Below are 16277 nucleotides of genomic sequence, written 5' to 3' on the forward strand. Positions count from 1 at the left end.
CGGCTATCCCGCAGCTCTTGCCGGCTCATCCTGCTGAAAGGCAGCCAGAGCCGCCTTCAACCCCTCGGGACCCATTGCCACCGTCTCCGGCGTCGGCGAGAAGCCGGCGCCCAGCATCTTGCGGCCAAGCATGTGGTCGCCGGGGCGGTTGACGGACTCGATGCCGAGCAACCGGTCGCCGGCATAGTGGTAGATCGAGAACTTGTTGTCGGGCAGGTCGCCCAGCACGACATGGCTGTCGCCGCCGGCGGTCAGCCCGACCATCTGCAGCTTCATGTCGCCAATATCGGACCAGAACCATGGCACCGCCGAATAGGCATCCGCGTGACCGGTGATCGTGCGCGCCGCGAGGCGGGCCTGGTCGGTGGCGTTCTGTACCGATTCCAGCCGCACATCGCCGCCGGTGAACCAGTGTCGGTAGGAGGCAACGTCGCCGATGGCCAGGATTTCCGGCACCGAACTGCGCATCTGGTGATCGACACGGATGCCGTTGGCGATGGCAAGGCCGGCGTCCTGCGCCAGTTCGACATTGGCCACGGCGCCGATGCCGACGATAACCATGCGCGCCGGCAATTTTTCACCCGACGAGGTCATGGCGGCGACGACATGACCGTTTTCGCCTTCGAGCCTTGAAATCGAGGTGCCGGTGAGGATGCGCACGCCGGCCGCTTCCAGCCTTTGGCGGACATGGCTTGCCACCACCGGCGCCACGGCGCGGCCGAGTAGCCGGTCGACCGCTTCCACCACCGTCACCGTGCGGCCGGCCGCACGCAGCGTCGCGGCGATCTCCAGCCCGATAAAGCCGCCACCGAGGATGACGACATCTTCGCTCCGTGCGCTCAAGTCGCGGATCCGCCGGGCATCGGCCAGCGAACGCAGCGACAGGACGCCGGACAGATCCGAGCCAGGCAGCGGCAGGAGGCGCGGGCGCGACCCGGTCGCCAGGATCAGATGGTCGAAGGCAAGCACGCCGCCGCCTGATATCTCCAGGCTGCGGCCGCCGGCATCGATGCGTTCGATCCGCACGCCCGGTCGGTAGTCGATGGCGTTGCCGGTATAGAAGGCCTCACCCCGAAGCGGTTGCGGTTTGGCGTCGGCATCCTTGATGAAGGTCTTCGACAGCGGTGGCTTATGGTAGGGCAGTTCGTTCTCGTCACTGATGAGGATCACCGGCCCGTCATAGCCGTCCTCGCGCAAACTGGCGGCCGCTTGCACGCCCGCATGACCGCCACCGACAATGACCACGCCGTTCTTCATCGCGTCCCAAATCCTGTTTCGATCCTAGGATCTCTCGGCAGGTGGCAATTGTCTGGCGCCGCCGCAAGAGAGCGTTTGCGGGTCGCACCCGGAACGGCGGCTGTCAATCGTACAGTTCGACAGCGAAGCCGGCGCAGCCGAGGTGTAAAGTTGACTTCTGTAGTTTAGAATAATTCTAAACTATTGTTTCAATTGGCTTTTCCCGTAGATTTTCGTTGACTTCCATCGGCGCCGAAGCTTTATGGGAGCCTGCGTATTGGCGCATCCCTTTGATGTCTGGGCCTTGAACCCGTTCGATTGGAGGCATTTTGGTGTCTTTTTTCCCCGAACCGCGCAATGGCGCGGCAAGTCTTGGCGCTTTTGGCAACGACGTGGCCCCGCGCCGGTCGCCGCGCGCGCCCCTTACGGAATTTCCGAGAAACTGGAGAGTGATGATGACAGCACGGTATGGCGGCAGGCTGGCGGCGATTGGTGCCACGGCGCTGCTGACGGCGGCGGTGTTCGTGCTGCCTGCCAAGGCGGAAACCGACGCGAAAGCGGTCATCAAGACCTATTCCGATATCGCGCTTGCCAAATATGAGGATTCACTGACCAGGGCGCAGGCTCTCGACAAGGCCGTCGATGCGCTGCTGGCCAACCCCTCGGTGGAAACGCTCAATGCCGCCCGCGAGGCCTGGAAGGCATCGCGCGTGCCCTACCAGCAGACCGAGGTCTACCGCTTCGGCAACAAGATCGTCGACGACTGGGAAGGCGAGGTGAATTCCTGGCCGCTGGACGAAGGCCTGATCGACTATGTCGCCAAGAGCTACGGCACGGAATCGGACACGAATTCGCTCTATACCGCCAATGTGATCGCCAACAAGGAAATCGAGATCAACGGCAGGAAGGTCGATGCCTCGAAGCTTTCGCCGGAATTCCTCTCCGGCACGTTGCAGCAAGCCGGCGGCGTCGAGGCCAATGTCGCCACCGGCTATCACGCCATCGAATTCCTGCTCTGGGGCCAGGACCTGCACGGCACCGGCCCGGGCGCCGGCGAGCGCCCTTACACCGACTACGACCTCAAGAACTGCACCGGCGGCAATTGTGACCGCCGTGCCGAATATCTGAAGTCCGTCACCACCCTTCTGGTTTCGGACCTGCAGAAGATGGTTAACGACTGGAAGGCAGACGGGGCCGCACGCAAGAACCTGGTCGATGGCGAGCCGAACACGGCGATCTCGGTCATCTTCACCGGCATGGGCTCTCTGTCCTACGGCGAACTGGCCGGTGAACGCATGAAACTCGGCTTGATGCTGCATGATCCGGAGGAGGAGCAAGACTGCTTCTCCGACAACACCTACAATTCGCACCTCTATGATGCGATCGGTATCCGCGCCGCCTACCTGGCCAGCTACACGCGCCTCGACGGCACTGTCGTTTCCGGACCTTCGGTGCATGACATGGTCAAGGCGGCCGATCCGGCGATCGACAAGGAACTGTCCGACAAGCTCGACGTCACCGTCGCCAAGATGGAGGCGATCAAGGCGCGGGCCGAGGCCGGCGAGGCCTATGACCAACAGATCGCCGAGGGTAACGCGGCGGGCAACGCCACCGTGCAGGCGGCGATCGACGCCTTGATCGACCAGACCAAGTCGATCGAACGTGCGGTCGGCTCGCTGAAACTCAACGCCATCGCCTTCGAAGGCTCCGACAGCCTCGACGCACCCGACAAGGTGTTCAAGTAAGCGCCGAAACCTGGAGCCTGGCCGGAAGCTGATAATCGGCTCCGGAATGGGCTCCGGGACCTGAACAAGCCACACGGCGCGGGAGGCGCCGTCAGCCATCCGAGCACTGTAAATGCTGATCTGCCATTGCAACATCATCACCGAGAAGGAGATCGAGCAGACGATCATCGGGCTGCTGGACCAGGACCCCTGGCAACTCATCGTGCCGGCCAAGGTCTATCACGCGATGCAAAAGCGTGGCCGCTGTTGCGGCTGTTTCCCAAATGTGGTCGAAACGATCATTCGGGTTACCGAAAATTACCACGCCCGCTCGGAGGCGAGCGGCGTCGATGTCGTTTCACATCTGGATCGCGTCAGAGGCCTGCGCGTCCAATACGGGAGCAGAACCCATGAAGGGCGAAAGTCTGATCATCGAGCGGCTTAACGAGGCTCTTTTCCTAGAGCTTGGAGCGGTCAATCAATATTGGGTGCATTTCCGTCTGCTGGAGGATTGGGGGTACACGAAGCTGGCCAAGAAGGAGCGGGCGGAATCGATTGAGGAGATGCACCACGCCGACAGGCTCATCGCCCGGATCATCTTCCTTGAAGGCCATCCGAACCTGCAGTCCGTGGCGCCGCTGCGCATCGGGCAGAACGTCAAGGAAGTGCTCGAATCCGACCTTGCCGGCGAATATGACGCGCGCACGGCCTACAAGCGTTCGCGCGAAATCTGCCATGAGGTGGGCGACTACGTGACGATGAAACTGTTTGAGGATCTGCTGGCTGACGAGGAAGGTCACATCGACTTCCTCGAGACGCAGCTCGACCTGCTCGCCTCGATCGGCGAGGAGAAATATGGCCAGCTCAACGCCGACTCGGCCAACGAGGCGGAGTAAAGGCATGCGGGAATGCGGCGCCTGCTAGAATTCCCGCGCCGCTTGCGGCGGGCCGACGGCTCGCCGTTCCGCCTGAACAGACCTGCTGGATTGGCTCGTCGATGCTGCGCCATTCTCGTGTTGGCGCTGACATCGTCCGCGCTTGCCGGTGAGCTTCAGTCGGCCGGGCTCGCCACCACGCGCAGCGACCTCAATGCCAAGTATCAGGCGCGCGTCGCCGCCGTCACCAGGCCGACCACGGATTTCTCCAAGCCCGAGCCGTTCGAACTGATGCAAGGTGGCGCCGGCACATCACGGAAGGACGTCAGCCGCGATTCCTTCTCCCAATCCTCAGCCAACATCACCTTCGAGGAAGAGGGCACTTTCAAGCTCGGCAACGCCCTCTTCCGCAAGAACTGGGTGTCGTCGCCATCTTCGACGCAGGCGTCGGACGGGCTGGGTCCGCTGTTCAACGAACGCGCCTGCCAGAACTGCCATCTGAAGGACGGCCGCGGTCGCCCGCCGCAAGGCGATACCGGCACCACCTCGATGTTCCTGCGGCTGGCGCGCGATGCCAGCAACGCCGAGGAAAAGGCAGCCCTTGCCGACCGCGAGCTGACCAATTTCCCCGACCCGGTCTATGGAACGCAATTGCAGGAGCTGGCTGTGCCCGGCTTGCGCGGCGAAGGCCGGATGCGCGTCGATTATCAGGAACGGCAGGTGACGCTGGCGGACGGCACGGCGGTTTCCCTGCGCAAGCCCAGCTATTCCGTCACCGATCTCGCCTATGGGCCGCTTGATCCGCGCACCACGCTGTCGCCGCGTCTGACGCCGCCGATGATCGGCCTTGGCCTGATCGAGCAGATCGCACCGGCCGATATTCTTGCTCACGCCGATCCGGAAGACCGCAATAATGACGGCATCTCCGGCAAGCCGAACATTGTGCGTGACGGGCTGAGTGGCAACCTGACGCTGGGCCGTTTCGGCTGGAAAGCACAGACCGCGACGATCCGCCAGCAGGCGGCGGACGCCTTCGCCGGCGACATCGGCATCTCGACGCCGGAAGAACCAAAGCACTGGGGCGATTGCACCGCCGCTGAGGCAAAATGCCTGGCCATGCCGAATGGCGTGCAGGCCCGCCTCGGTCCGGTCGAGGCGTCGCCGCCGGTGATGGATCTCGTCACCTTCTATTCGCAGAACCTGGCCGTGCCTGCACGCCGCGACCTCGCTGCGCCTGATGTGCTCGCCGGCAAGAAGCTCTTTTACGAGATCGGCTGCGTTTCCTGCCACACGCCGAAATTCGTCACCCGCCGCGACGCGCCCAAAAAGGCGCAGGCCTTCCAGTTGATCTGGCCTTATTCTGACTTCCTGCTGCACGACATGGGGCCTGACCTGGCCGACGGCCAGGCGGTGGGCGATGCGACGGGCAGCGAATGGCGCACCCCGCCGCTGTGGGGCGTCGGCCTCACCGAAACCGTCAACGGCAATTCCTTCTTTCTGCATGATGGCCGCGCGCGCAGCCTGACCGAGGCGATCCTGTGGCATGGTGGCGAGGCGCAGAAGGCGCGCGACCGCTTTGCCTCCGCCAACGCGGCCGAGCGCGATGCGCTGGTCAAATTCCTGGAGTCACTGTGATGTTGAAGCGCTCTACACTGGTTCTCGTCCTTCCGCTGGCTCTGCTCGGTATTTTCCCCGCTTCGGCGGCGGTAAAAGCCTCCGACATCATCCAGCGGGCGATCGACGGCTTTGTCCGTCCGGCCTATGCCGGCTTGCACCAGCATGCCGAAGCGTTGACGCAAGCGATGCACAGGCTCTGCGAAGCGCCCTCGCAAGGGGAACTCGATGCGGTGCGGGCCGAATTTTCCGCCACGGTCTATGCCTGGTCGTCGGCCGAAATCATCGGCTTCGGACCGATCAAGGAGAACAACCGGCTGGAGCGCACGCTCTACTGGCCGGATCGCAAGAGCATTGGCCTCAAACAGGTGCAGGCGGCGCTGGCGGACAAGGATCCGACCGCCACCGATCCGAAACAACTGGCCGGCAAGAGCGTCGCCATGCAGGGGCTGGGCGCGCTGGAATTCGTGCTTTTCGGCGACGGTGCCGATGCGCTGGCGGGCAAGGACGATCCCTATCGCTGCGCCTATGGCGCGGCGGTTGCCGGCAATATCGAAACCATGGCCGGTGACGTCAGCGCGGCCTGGAACAAGCCGGACGGCTTTGCGGCGCTTTGGGCCAATCCGGGACCGCAGAACGCGCTCTACCGCGACGGCAACGAAGCGGTCACCGAACTAGTCGGTGTTTTCATCAACGAGCTGGAAATGATGAGGGATGTCCGCCTGAAGGGGTTCCTTGGCGGCAAGCCGGATGCCGACAAACCGAAACAGGCGATCTACTGGCGGTCGCAAAACACCGCCAATGCGCTGGCCGGGAATCTCGCCGGCGTGGACGCGCTGTTCCAGGCCTCGAAACTTGGCGATGCTCTGCCGCCCGATGCACGCTGGATGGCGGAGTCCGTCCATATCCAGCTGGTCAACGGCGTCGCCACCGCAAAATCCATTCAGGGTCCGATCGACAAGACGCTCGCCGATCCGGCGCTGCGCGAAAAACTCGAGCATTTCGCGCTGATCACCTCCAGCCTGTCGACCCTGATCGGGACCCGGCTGACCGCAGAATTCGGCCTGACGGCCGGGTTTTCCTCGCTGGATGGGGACTGAGCATGCGTACGCCGCTTATCGATCGCCGGGATTTCCTCAAGGCCGGGGGTGTCGGCTTCGTTGCCGCGATGGCGCCGTCGGCCTGGGCGAAGACGCTTGCCGCCGACGCCGTTTTCGCCACCGCTTTCGTCAAGCGCGACGGCAGTTTTGGTGCCGCCGTGCTGTCCGAGGCCGGCAAGGTGCTGCATGCGATCGACCTGCCCGATCGCGGCCATGACGTCACCTTTGATCCCGTATCGAAGCGTTCGGTGGTCTTCGCCCGCCAGCCCGGCACCTTCGCCGTCGTTTTCGATCATTCGGGCCGTGACGCGCCGCAGACCATCGCCAGCATCGCCGGCCGGCATTTCTTCGGCCATGGCGTGTTCTCGCCCGACGGCGCGCTGCTCTATGCTACCGAGAACGATTTCGACAATGCGGCCGGCGTCGTCGGCGTCTACGATGCGCGGGCGAAATTCACTCGCATCGGCGAATTCCCGACCTATGGCGTAGGCCCGCACGAACTCCTGCTCATCGGCGACGGCCGGACGATCGCGGTCGCCAATGGCGGCATCGAGACCCATCCCGATTATGGCCGTGCCGAGCTCAACATCGCCACCATGAAGCCGTCCTATGTGCTCATCGACCGCCTCACCGGTGACCTGATCGAAAAGCATGAATTGCCGGCTTCCCTGCACCAGCTGTCGATCCGCCACATGGACACCGACCCATTTGGCACCGTCTGGTTTGGCTGCCAGTACCGGGGGCCGGGTACGGATCGTCCGCTGCTGGTTGGCCGCGCCGTGCGCGGCAAGGAGTTGCGGCTTCTCGACATGCCGCGGGACGTGCTGTCCGGCTTCCGCAACTATATCGGCTCGGTTGCCGCAAATTCGGCTGCCGGCACCATTGCCGTCTCGTCGCCGGAAGGCAATTCGCTTGTCGTGATCGATGCGGCCAGCGGCCGGATCGTATCGTCCAGCGCGCTGGTCGAGGTCTGCGGCCTGGCGCCGGACGGATCGGGCTTCATGGCCACCACAGGCGCCGGCGAGATTATCGAGGGCAGCGGCGCGACACGGTCAGAGCCGGACTATGTCTGGGACAACCACATGCTGCGCATCGAACCGGTCTGACAGCGCGCCGGCGGAACCGAAGCCGCTTAACAAATTATGCTTGCGGTGGCGCGCCCTGGCGGGCACAGGGAAGTGTTTCTCGGAACCGGTCGTTTCATGAAAGTGCTTGCCATCGACTGTGCCGCCAGCCTCTGCGCCGCCTGCGTCTACGACGCGGCGGCCGGGCGGGAGCTTGGCCGCGCGGTGCTCGATCTCGGCAAGGGCCATGCCGAGCACCTGATGGCCGTCATCGCCGAGGCGCTGAACGCCGCCGCAACCGACTATCCCGGCCTTGGCGCCATTGCCGTTTCCGTCGGCCCCGGCTCCTTCACCGGTCTGCGCGTCGGCGTGTCGACCGCGCGTGGCTTGGCACTGGCATTAAAGATTCCGGCGATCGGCGTGACGACGCTCGAAGCGCTCGCCGCCGAAGCCGCAACTGCGTTTCCCGGCCGCGTGGTGCTGGCGGCGCTCGATGCCGGCCGCGAGGAGATCCACGCAGCGTTGTATGACAAAGCGTTAGTTTTAACTTACGGCCCAGCAGTGACCACGCTGCCTGAAGCCACTGCCTTGGCGATGGACAACTCTGCTGTGCTGGCAGGTACCGCAGCGGCACAGGTCGCGGGCTTGGACGGCCGTGGTTTCGATATCGGGCCACAGACGGCGACCGCTGATATTCTCACCTACGCCCGTCTGGCCGCCGCCAAGGGCGAGGGCGAAAGGCCGAAACCACTTTACCTGCGCGGCGCGGATGCAAAGCCGCAAGCCGGATTTATTCTTTCGAGGCAACAAAATTAATGCGCATACCCTTTCTCCAACCACGCCGCCGGGACTATGCGCTCGAGCCGCTCAGGATCACCGACAGCCCCGCGGTCTCGGTGCTGCATCGTGAGGATTTTGTCCGTCCCTGGACCGATGGCGAGTTCGCCGCCCTGCTCGAACAGGACACCGTGTTCGGTTACGCCGCACGCGAGACCGGACAGGGCGGCAAGCCGCCTGTCGGCTTCGTGCTGGCCCGTCTGGCCGCTGGCGAGGGCGAGATCCTGACGGTCGCGGTGGCGCGCTCGCACCGCCGCCAGGGACTAGGCTGGCAGCTGATGGATGCGGTGCTGCGCGAACTGCACGCCCAGCGCGCCGAAGCGCTGTTCCTCGAGGTCGACGAGACCAATGTCGCCGCGATCGCCCTCTACCGTCGCTTGGGCTTTCGCGAAGTCGGCAAGCGCCCGGACTACTACAAGTCGCCCGATCGCGGACCGACCGGCGCGCTTGTCATGCGCCGCGATCTTCGCTAGCGAGACGCCGCATGATCCCGACAATCGGTTCCGATTTTCGGAAAGGATCATGCGCCACAATTAGGGTGTTACAGCGTCCTTTGCGCATCCAAGAGGACGCGCGGCGCTGTAATGGCAGGGCCAGGACAGTATGATCGGAAAAATCAGGATTTTCCTGGCCCTGGGCCTTGTCGTCGCCGGTTCGCTGGTCCTGGTGCCTTTGCAGATCCTGTCGATGAAGACCGGCTGGTGGCCGGAAACCGTCATTCTCAAGATCTGGCACAGGCTGATCCTCAGGGCGCTCGGCATGTGCGTCCATGTCAAGGGAACGCTATCCGACAAGCGCCCCTTGCTGGTTGCCTCCAACCACATCTCCTGGACCGACATCATGGTGCTTGGGTCCTTTGCCGATGTGAAGTTCATCGCCAGGGCCGATATGGAAGGTTGGCCGCTGATCGGCATGCTGTCGAAACTGCAGCGCACTGTCTTCATCGAGCGCGAACGCAAGCGTTCTTCCGGCGACCAGGCAAGCGAGATCGCCAATCGCATGGCCAAGGGCGATGCCATGGTGCTGTTCGCGGAGGGATCGACCGGTGACGGCAATGCCGTCCTGCCGTTCAAGAGCACGCTCTTCGGCGCCGCCTCGATGGCGCTTTCGGAGGGCGCGGCCGAGCAAGTGTTCATCCAGCCCGTGGCGATCGCCTATACGCGCCTGCACGGCGTGCCGCTCGGCCGTCGCCACCGGCCGATCTCGGCCTGGATCGGCGACGAGGACCTGATGCCGCATCTCAAGGTGCTGATGGCGGAGGGCGCGCTCGACGTCGAAGTGCATTTCGGCCAGCCGGTCGCCTTTGCCAAGGGCTCGAATCGCAAGGAAACGGCCAGGCTGATGGAAAGCCAGGTGCGCGAGATGATGCAGGCGGCACTCGCCGATCCGCGCCCGAGCCGCTAGCCCGGACCCTGCGCCTGCGCATGCACACCGAGAATCGTCTGTTTTTTGTCACGGAAAGGCGTTAGAAGCCGCCGGATGGACTTGAACACGATTGAAAGCGACGACATTGGCACGGTGGCCGGACAGTCGGCAAAGCGCGCCACGGCAGCGAAAAAGGTCTTCATCAAGACCTATGGCTGCCAGATGAACGTCTATGATTCACAGCGCATGGGCGATGCGCTGGCCGCCGACGGCTACGCCGCGACCGATGCCATCGACGAGGCCGATCTGGTGCTGCTCAACACCTGCCATATCAGGGAGAAGGCGGCCGAAAAGGTCTATTCCGAGCTCGGCCGCATCCGTGACATGAAGGCGGAGCGCGCCCTTGCCGGCCGCGAACTGCTAATCGGCGTCGCCGGCTGCGTGGCGCAGGCCGAGGGTGCCGAGATCATCCGGCGCTCGCCGGCCGTCGACCTGGTCATCGGACCGCAGACCTATCACCGTCTGCCCGACGTGTTGGCGCGGGTGCGCGGCGGCGAGAAGATCGTCGAGACCGACTACGCCATCGAAGACAAGTTCGACCATCTGCCGCAACCCAAGCGCGCCGAGGTCATCAAGCGCGGAGTAACCGCCTTCCTCACCGTGCAGGAAGGCTGCGACAAGTTCTGCACCTTCTGCGTCGTGCCTTATACAAGGGGCTCGGAAGTGTCGCGGACGGTGGCGCAGATCGTCGCCGAGGCCGAGCGCCTGGCCGAGGCCGGCGTGCGCGAGGTGACGCTGCTTGGCCAGAACGTCAATGCCTGGCACGGCCAGGGCGAGAACGGCGAGGAATGGGGCCTTGGCCGCCTGCTGTTCCGGCTGGCCGAAATTCCCGGCCTGGCGCGGCTGCGCTACACCACCAGCCACCCGCGCGACATGGATGACGAACTGATATCAGCCCACCGCGACCTGCCGTCGCTGATGCCCTATCTGCATCTGCCGGTGCAATCGGGCTCCGACCGCATCTTGAAGGCGATGAACCGCAGGCATACGGCCAGGGACTATCTGGCGCTGCTCGACCGCATCCGCGCTGCCCGACCCGATATCGCTTTGTCCGGCGATTTCATCGTCGGCTTCCCCGGCGAGACAGAGGCCGATTTCGAGGCGACGATGGAACTGGTGCGCCAGGTGAAATACGCCTCGGCCTTTTCGTTCAAATATTCGCCGCGTCCCGGCACGCCGGGCGCCGAAATGGCCGATCATGTCCCGGAAACGGTCAAGGACGAGAGACTGCAGCGCCTGCAGGCATTGCTGTTGAAGCAGCAGCAGGACTTCGGTTCGAGCCTGGTCGGCAGCACCATCGACACGCTGATCGAGAAGCCCGGCCGGCAGGCCGGCCAGAAGGTCGGCCGCTCACCTTGGCTGCAGCCGGTTATTGTTGATGAAAAGGCCGGCGAAATCGGTGACATTATCCAGGTGCGAATCACGAAGACGGGCTACAATAGCCTGTTCGCCGAATTGGCCTGATGGTTTCGGCAGATGAGGAGAGACGGTTGAGCGCAGCAGAGCTGAAGAACCTGCCCCCGGTACCGGCATCTGGGGCTTCTGACATGGCGCACATCGTTCTGACTTTCGACAACAACAAGCTTGCCAGCGCCCTTTACGGTCAGTTCGACGAGAACCTCGCCCGGCTCGAGCAGAAGCTCGGCGTCGACATCCGCTCGCGCGGCAACCAGCTGACCATCAAGGGGTCGGCTTCGGCCGCCGAACAGGCGCGCCGTGCCTTGGACAATCTCTACGGCATTCTGCAGAAGGGCGTCGATATCGGCCAATCCGACGTTGACGGCGCCGTGCGCATGGCGGTCGCCGCCGACGATCAGCTGACGCTGCCGACGCTGGAGCGCAAGGGCAAGGTCTCCGCGGCCCAGATCGCCACCCGCAAGAAGACCATCTATGCCCGTTCGCTGAACCAGGACGCCTATATGCGGGCGCTGGAACGGTCGGAACTCGTGTTCGGCATCGGTCCGGCGGGCACCGGCAAGACCTATCTGGCGGTGGCGCACGCGGCGATGCTGCTCGAGCGCGGCATGGTCGAGCGCATCATCCTGTCGCGGCCGGCCGTCGAAGCCGGCGAACGGCTGGGCTTCCTGCCCGGCGACATGAAGGAAAAGGTCGATCCCTATCTGCGGCCGCTCTACGATGCGCTCTACGACATGATGCCGGCCGACAAGGTCGAGCGCGCTATTGCCGCCGAAGTCATTGAAATCGCGCCGCTCGCCTTCATGCGCGGCCGTACGTTGGCGCATGCCGCGGTCATCCTCGACGAGGCGCAGAACACCACGCCGATGCAGATGAAGATGTTCCTGACCCGTCTCGGCGAGAATTCGCGCATGATCGTCACCGGCGATCCGACGCAGATCGACCTTCCCCCGAGCACCAAATCGGGCCTGGTCGAAGCCTTGCGTGTCCTCGATGGCGTGGCCGGCGCGGTCACTGTGCGTTTCAACGATGTCGACGTCGTTCGCCATCCGCTGGTGGCGGAAATCGTCAGGGCCTATGACCGCGACGCCAAGCTGGCGCGCGGCCTCGGCGCCGAGAATTGATTTTTGACGATGCGGCTTCATGCCTGAGGACAATTCATCCGGCGACGGGGAGCCTCCCGTCGACATCGATATATCGGTCGAAGCGGGTGATTGGCCCGATGAGGCAAGCCTGACACGGCTAGTCGATCGGGCGGTTGGTGCTGCTTTCACCGAGACCGGTGTGATGGGCCGTTCCGAACTCAGCGTCGTTTTTTCCGACGACGCCCATATACGTATGCTCAATGCCGAATGGCGGGGTAAGGACAAACCTACCAACGTCTTGTCTTTCCCGGCTTTTCCGTTTGTGCAAGGCGGCCCACTGCCGCCGATGCTGGGCGATATCGTGCTCGCCGCCGAGACGGTTTCTCGCGAGGCGGCACTGGAAGACAAGCCAGTGCAGAACCATATCACCCATCTTGTGATCCACGGCCTGCTGCATTTGCTGGGCCATGATCACGAGACCGACGCCGAGGCCGAGGAGATGGAGGCCATCGAACGCGCAGCGCTCGCAAGGCTTGCCATTCCCGATCCCTACGCGTAACTACATCTGACAATTGACCGGACGACGATGAACGACAAACCAGAGACTGCCGCCCGCCCCGACGCCGGCAGTGCGCCCAAGGCTTCCGATACGTCGGAAGAGGGATCAAGTCCGAGTACCGTTACCACTGGTGTTGCCAACACCGGCGGCGCAGCCAGCGAGCCTTCGCCTGCCGGACCCTCCCTGTTCGATCGTGTTTTGGGCCTGTTTCGGCAGCGCAACGGCACCAGCCTGCGCGAGGAAATCGCTGACGCTCTGGCCGAGACGGCGAGCGATGCCGAATCCTTCTCGCCTGGCGAGCGCGCCATGCTCAACAACATCCTGCGGCTGCGCGAAGTGCGCGTCGAGGATGTCATGGTGCCGCGCGCCGATATCGAGGCGGTCGAGATCACCACGACGCTCGGCGATCTCCTGGGCACCTTCGAACAATCCGGCCATTCCCGCATGCCGGTCTATTCCGAGACGCTCGACGATCCACGTGGCATGGTCCATATCCGCGACGTGCTGGCCCACATCACCAAGCTCGCGCGCGTCAAGAAGGGGCGCACGACCAGGAAGACGCCCGTCGCCACGCAGCTCGATCTCGCCCAGGTCGACCTCGCGCGCACCATCGGCGAGCTCAATCTGATCCGCCAGGTCCTGTTCGTGCCGCCCTCGATGCTTGCTTCCGACCTGATGGGCCGCATGCAGACGACGCGCACGCAGATGGCGCTGGTCATCGACGAGTATGGCGGCACGGATGGCCTTGTCTCGCTCGAGGACATTGTCGAAATGGTCGTCGGCGACATCGAGGACGAGCATGACGACGACGAGCCGATGATCACCCAGGCCGGCGACGGCGTCTTCATCGTCGACGGCAAGGCCGAGATCGACGAGGTCGCCAAGATGATCGGCGAGGATTTTGCCGCCGGCGAACATGGCGAGTACGTCGACACGATCGGCGGCATGATCTTCAACACGCTTGGCCGCGTGCCGGCGCGCGGCGAGGTGGTGCAGGCCATTCCGGGCTTCGAGTTCCATGTCCTCGATGCCGATCCGCGCCGCGTCAAGCGCGTGCGCATCGTGCAAAGCCAGAAGGGCGAGCGCCGTCGCCGCGCCACGGCCCGCACCGAACAGGCCTGAGTTTCCGCTGCCGATGACGGTTGACGACCCGTTCAAGCATTCAAGTCTGGGTTCCGGTGTCTTATACAGGGATCCGCGTGCCGCGCTGGCGTGGCTCGAAGCGGCTTTCGGCTTCGAGCGCAGCATGGTGGTGAGCGATGCCGATGGAAACCTCGTCCACGCCGAGATGCGGTTCGGCGACTGCACTATCATCGTCGATTCCGAATGGAGCGATTATGTCGCGAGCCCGGCTTCGGTCTCGGGCAAGAACACGCAGTCGGTCTATGTCGGGCTGAAGGATGGCCTGGATGCGCATTGCGAGCAGGCGCGGGCGGCCGGCGCCGACATAATCCAGGAGCCGATGGACCAATTCTACGGCGAACGCCAGTATCGGGCTCGCGATCCCGAGGGCCATGTCTGGACCTTCACCCAGCCCATCCGTTGCGTTTCCCGCGAAGAGGCCGAGCGGCTGAGCGGTCTCAGCATCGACGGCTGGCACCGGTAGAGCTGTGGCTGGGTCATTGCGGCTGATCAGCCGGCGTTTGGAGCGCGGGCCGCGGCCTGATAAATCTTGCGTCCTGATTCGCGCGACTCGGAAGTATGCATGGAGCGCCTGGCCGGCCGGATAATTCTGCTTTGGGGTTGGCGGCGTGCGCTCGTGGCCTTTCTTGCCGGGGCGCTGGCTGTGCTCGGCCAGGCGCCCTACGATTTCTTCGCCGCCTGCTTCATCTCGTTTCCGCTGCTGGTCTGGCTGCTCGACGGCGCGACCGGCGAAGCTTCAGGCAGCCTTTTCAGACGCTTGCGGCCGGCCTTCGCCGTCGGCTGGTGGTTCGGCTTCGGCTATTTCCTCGCCGGTCTCTGGTGGATCGGCTCGGCGCTGCTGGTCGAGGCCGATGAGTTTGCCTGGGCGCTTCCCTTCGCCGTGGTCGGCATTCCCTTCGCACTCGCCTTTTTCTATGGCTTCGCGACGATGGTCGCCCGGCTTCTGTGGAGCAGCGATATCGGCCGCATCGCCGCCCTTGCCTTCGGCTTCGGGCTGATGGAGTGGCTGCGCGGCTTCCTGTTCACCGGTTTTCCCTGGAATGCCATAGGCTACGCGGCAATGCCGGTGCCTCTCCTCATGCAGAGCGTGTCGGTGACCGGCATGATCGGCATGAACGTGCTTGCCGTGTTCCTCTTTTCATTACCGGCGCTGCTGGCGGCGCGCCGGCATCTGCGCCTGGGTGCGGCACTGTTCATCCTGCTTGCGTCAGCCCATGTCGGTTTCGGCTACATCAGGCTTACCGCTCCTGAAAAACCGGCGGAGCGCAGTCTCGATGTCCGCATCGTTCAGCCTTCCGTCGACCTCAGTGAAAAATGGGACGCCTCGGTGCGCGACCGCATCTTCGCCACCTTGCTCGGCCTGTCCGCCAAGGCGCCGGACCCTGGTCACGGCAAGCCGCAACTCATTCTTTGGCCGGAAACCTCGGTTCCGTTCCTCTTCACCGAGCGCCCCGACGCGTTGACGGCGCTGGGCGACATGCTGGCCGATGGCCAGATGCTGATCGCCGGCGTCGTTCGCGAGGAAGGCGGCTCGGCGGCCAGCACCGACAGCCGCTATTACAATTCCGTGGTGGCGATCAACGACAGAGGCGAGATCGTCGATGCCGTCGACAAGGTCCATCTGGTGCCGTTCGGCGAGTACCTGCCTTTTGCCGACCTGCTCAACCGTTTCGGCATCGCGCAGCTTGTCGCCGGACCGGTGACGTTCACCGCCGGCAACGAGCGCCACGCCATCACACTGCCGGGCGGCATCCGTGCCCTGCCTTTTATCTGTTACGAGGTGATCTTTCCCGATCTGGTGGCAGTTGACGCTACGTCAGCGCAGCTTATTGTGAACGTTACCAATGATGCCTGGTTCGGGGACACACCGGGACCGTATCAGCATTTCAGGCAGGCCCAGATTCGCGCGGTGGAGAACGGATTGCCCTTGCTGCGTGCTGCCAACAACGGCATCTCGGCCGTCGTCGACCCACACGGACGCATCGTCGATGCACTGGCCATCGACGCTCGCGGAGCCATCGATGTGAAGGTGCCGATTGCCGGACAGACGGTCATTTCCTCGGGCCAGCGGCGCATTAACGGAATCCTGATCATGTTGCTGTTTGCGCTCGGAGGAGCGCTATTGAGCGTAAGGCAAAGGCTACGGGTGAATTGACAGTCGACACATTAGAAACTCATACTGTATCGCCTGAAAATTTC

At 63.7% G+C, this 16277-nt stretch carries 16 protein-coding genes; 15 read left to right on the top strand and 1 reads right to left on the bottom strand.

The genetic code is table 11. The features are described 5' to 3' along the window. Nucleotides 1-3: 3 nt before the first annotated feature. Nucleotides 4-1257 (bottom strand): NAD(P)/FAD-dependent oxidoreductase, encoded by a 1254-nt coding sequence (locus D3242_RS12800; RefSeq protein WP_064984604.1) that lies wholly within the window; start codon nucleotides 1255-1257, stop codon nucleotides 4-6. Nucleotides 1258-1691: 434 nt separating this feature from the next. Here D3242_RS12800 and D3242_RS12805 point away from each other — a divergent pair, with 434 nt between their 5' ends. From D3242_RS12805 to lnt, 15 genes are all read left to right on the top strand, one after another. Beyond that, nucleotides 1692-2981, top strand: a complete 1290-nt coding sequence (locus D3242_RS12805; protein ID WP_064984728.1) for an imelysin family protein — start codon at nucleotides 1692-1694, stop codon at nucleotides 2979-2981. Between the two features lie 112 nt (nucleotides 2982-3093). Further along, entirely contained in the window at nucleotides 3094-3405 is a 312-nt protein-coding gene (locus tag D3242_RS12810; protein WP_010913299.1) for a (2Fe-2S)-binding protein, read from the top strand. Continuing rightward, the gene (bfr, locus tag D3242_RS12815) at nucleotides 3371-3856 is read left to right on the top strand and encodes a bacterioferritin (protein WP_019863056.1); all 486 of its coding nucleotides are present in this window, start codon (nucleotides 3371-3373) and stop codon (nucleotides 3854-3856) included. The genes D3242_RS12810 and bfr overlap by 35 nt, the downstream gene beginning before the upstream one ends. 12 nt (nucleotides 3857-3868) lie before the next feature. Then, nucleotides 3869-5470 carry a di-heme oxidoreductase family protein gene (locus tag D3242_RS12820; protein ID WP_064984606.1) on the top strand — a complete coding sequence of 534 codons (1602 nt, stop codon included), beginning with the start codon at nucleotides 3869-3871 and terminating at the stop codon, nucleotides 5468-5470. Then, nucleotides 5470-6549, top strand: a complete 1080-nt coding sequence (locus D3242_RS12825; RefSeq protein ID WP_019863058.1) for an imelysin family protein — start codon at nucleotides 5470-5472, stop codon at nucleotides 6547-6549. Before D3242_RS12820 ends, D3242_RS12825 begins: the two co-directional genes overlap by 1 nt. A gap of 2 nt (nucleotides 6550-6551) precedes the next feature. Further along, nucleotides 6552-7655 (top strand): DUF1513 domain-containing protein, encoded by a 1104-nt coding sequence (locus tag D3242_RS12830; protein WP_064984607.1) that lies wholly within the window; start codon nucleotides 6552-6554, stop codon nucleotides 7653-7655. Nucleotides 7656-7751: 96 nt separating this feature from the next. Continuing rightward, on the top strand, nucleotides 7752-8429 hold the full coding sequence (gene tsaB / locus D3242_RS12835) for a tRNA (adenosine(37)-N6)-threonylcarbamoyltransferase complex dimerization subunit type 1 TsaB (protein ID WP_038652020.1): 678 nt from the start codon (nucleotides 7752-7754) through the stop codon (nucleotides 8427-8429). After that, complete coding sequence (gene rimI, locus D3242_RS12840; RefSeq protein ID WP_019863060.1) at nucleotides 8429-8923, top strand: ribosomal protein S18-alanine N-acetyltransferase; 495 nt, start codon at nucleotides 8429-8431, stop codon at nucleotides 8921-8923. The genes tsaB and rimI overlap by 1 nt, the downstream gene beginning before the upstream one ends. Before the next feature lie 130 nt (nucleotides 8924-9053). Then, entirely contained in the window at nucleotides 9054-9854 is an 801-nt protein-coding gene (olsA, locus tag D3242_RS12845; protein ID WP_064984609.1) for a lyso-ornithine lipid O-acyltransferase, read from the top strand. A gap of 75 nt (nucleotides 9855-9929) precedes the next feature. Then, entirely contained in the window at nucleotides 9930-11339 is a 1410-nt protein-coding gene (miaB, locus tag D3242_RS12850; RefSeq protein WP_064984611.1) for a tRNA (N6-isopentenyl adenosine(37)-C2)-methylthiotransferase MiaB, read from the top strand. Nucleotides 11340-11422: 83 nt separating this feature from the next. Further along, a complete protein-coding gene (locus D3242_RS12855; protein ID WP_019863063.1) occupies nucleotides 11423-12415 on the top strand; it encodes a PhoH family protein in 993 nt (330 codons plus the stop codon). 19 nt (nucleotides 12416-12434) lie between these two features. Then, complete coding sequence (gene ybeY / locus D3242_RS12860) at nucleotides 12435-12935, top strand: rRNA maturation RNase YbeY (protein WP_019863064.1); 501 nt, start codon at nucleotides 12435-12437, stop codon at nucleotides 12933-12935. Between the two features lie 27 nt (nucleotides 12936-12962). Continuing rightward, the gene (locus D3242_RS12865; protein ID WP_019863065.1) at nucleotides 12963-14057 is read left to right on the top strand and encodes a hemolysin family protein; all 1095 of its coding nucleotides are present in this window, start codon (nucleotides 12963-12965) and stop codon (nucleotides 14055-14057) included. Between the two features lie 13 nt (nucleotides 14058-14070). Continuing rightward, entirely contained in the window at nucleotides 14071-14541 is a 471-nt protein-coding gene (locus tag D3242_RS12870; RefSeq protein ID WP_064984613.1) for a VOC family protein, read from the top strand. A 99-nt stretch (nucleotides 14542-14640) separates the two neighbouring features. Next, a complete protein-coding gene (gene lnt / locus D3242_RS12875) occupies nucleotides 14641-16233 on the top strand; it encodes an apolipoprotein N-acyltransferase (RefSeq protein ID WP_064984615.1) in 1593 nt (530 codons plus the stop codon). Nucleotides 16234-16277: the final 44 nt, after the last annotated feature.

The organism is Mesorhizobium jarvisii (assembly GCF_003601985.1).
Taxonomy (GTDB): Bacteria; Pseudomonadota; Alphaproteobacteria; order Rhizobiales; family Rhizobiaceae; genus Mesorhizobium; species Mesorhizobium jarvisii.

Coding starts and splice junctions, on each gene's coding strand:
- D3242_RS12870 (WP_064984613.1), top strand. CDS start 14,071: ATGACGGTTGACGACCCGTTCAAGCATTCAAGTCTGGGTTCCGGTGTC.
- rimI (WP_019863060.1), top strand. CDS start 8,429: ATGCGCATACCCTTTCTCCAACCACGCCGCCGGGACTATGCGCTCGAG.
- miaB (WP_064984611.1), top strand. CDS start 9,930: ATGGACTTGAACACGATTGAAAGCGACGACATTGGCACGGTGGCCGGA.
- olsA (WP_064984609.1), top strand. CDS start 9,054: ATGATCGGAAAAATCAGGATTTTCCTGGCCCTGGGCCTTGTCGTCGCC.
- lnt (WP_064984615.1), top strand. CDS start 14,641: ATGGAGCGCCTGGCCGGCCGGATAATTCTGCTTTGGGGTTGGCGGCGT.
- D3242_RS12805 (WP_064984728.1), top strand. CDS start 1,692: ATGACAGCACGGTATGGCGGCAGGCTGGCGGCGATTGGTGCCACGGCG.
- D3242_RS12865 (WP_019863065.1), top strand. CDS start 12,963: ATGAACGACAAACCAGAGACTGCCGCCCGCCCCGACGCCGGCAGTGCG.
- D3242_RS12855 (WP_019863063.1), top strand. CDS start 11,423: ATGGCGCACATCGTTCTGACTTTCGACAACAACAAGCTTGCCAGCGCC.
- D3242_RS12830 (WP_064984607.1), top strand. CDS start 6,552: ATGCGTACGCCGCTTATCGATCGCCGGGATTTCCTCAAGGCCGGGGGT.
- tsaB (WP_038652020.1), top strand. CDS start 7,752: ATGAAAGTGCTTGCCATCGACTGTGCCGCCAGCCTCTGCGCCGCCTGC.
- ybeY (WP_019863064.1), top strand. CDS start 12,435: ATGCCTGAGGACAATTCATCCGGCGACGGGGAGCCTCCCGTCGACATC.
- D3242_RS12800 (WP_064984604.1), bottom strand. CDS start 1,257: ATGAAGAACGGCGTGGTCATTGTCGGTGGCGGTCATGCGGGCGTGCAA.
- D3242_RS12820 (WP_064984606.1), top strand. CDS start 3,869: ATGCGGCGCCTGCTAGAATTCCCGCGCCGCTTGCGGCGGGCCGACGGC.
- D3242_RS12825 (WP_019863058.1), top strand. CDS start 5,470: ATGTTGAAGCGCTCTACACTGGTTCTCGTCCTTCCGCTGGCTCTGCTC.
- D3242_RS12810 (WP_010913299.1), top strand. CDS start 3,094: ATGCTGATCTGCCATTGCAACATCATCACCGAGAAGGAGATCGAGCAG.
- bfr (WP_019863056.1), top strand. CDS start 3,371: ATGAAGGGCGAAAGTCTGATCATCGAGCGGCTTAACGAGGCTCTTTTC.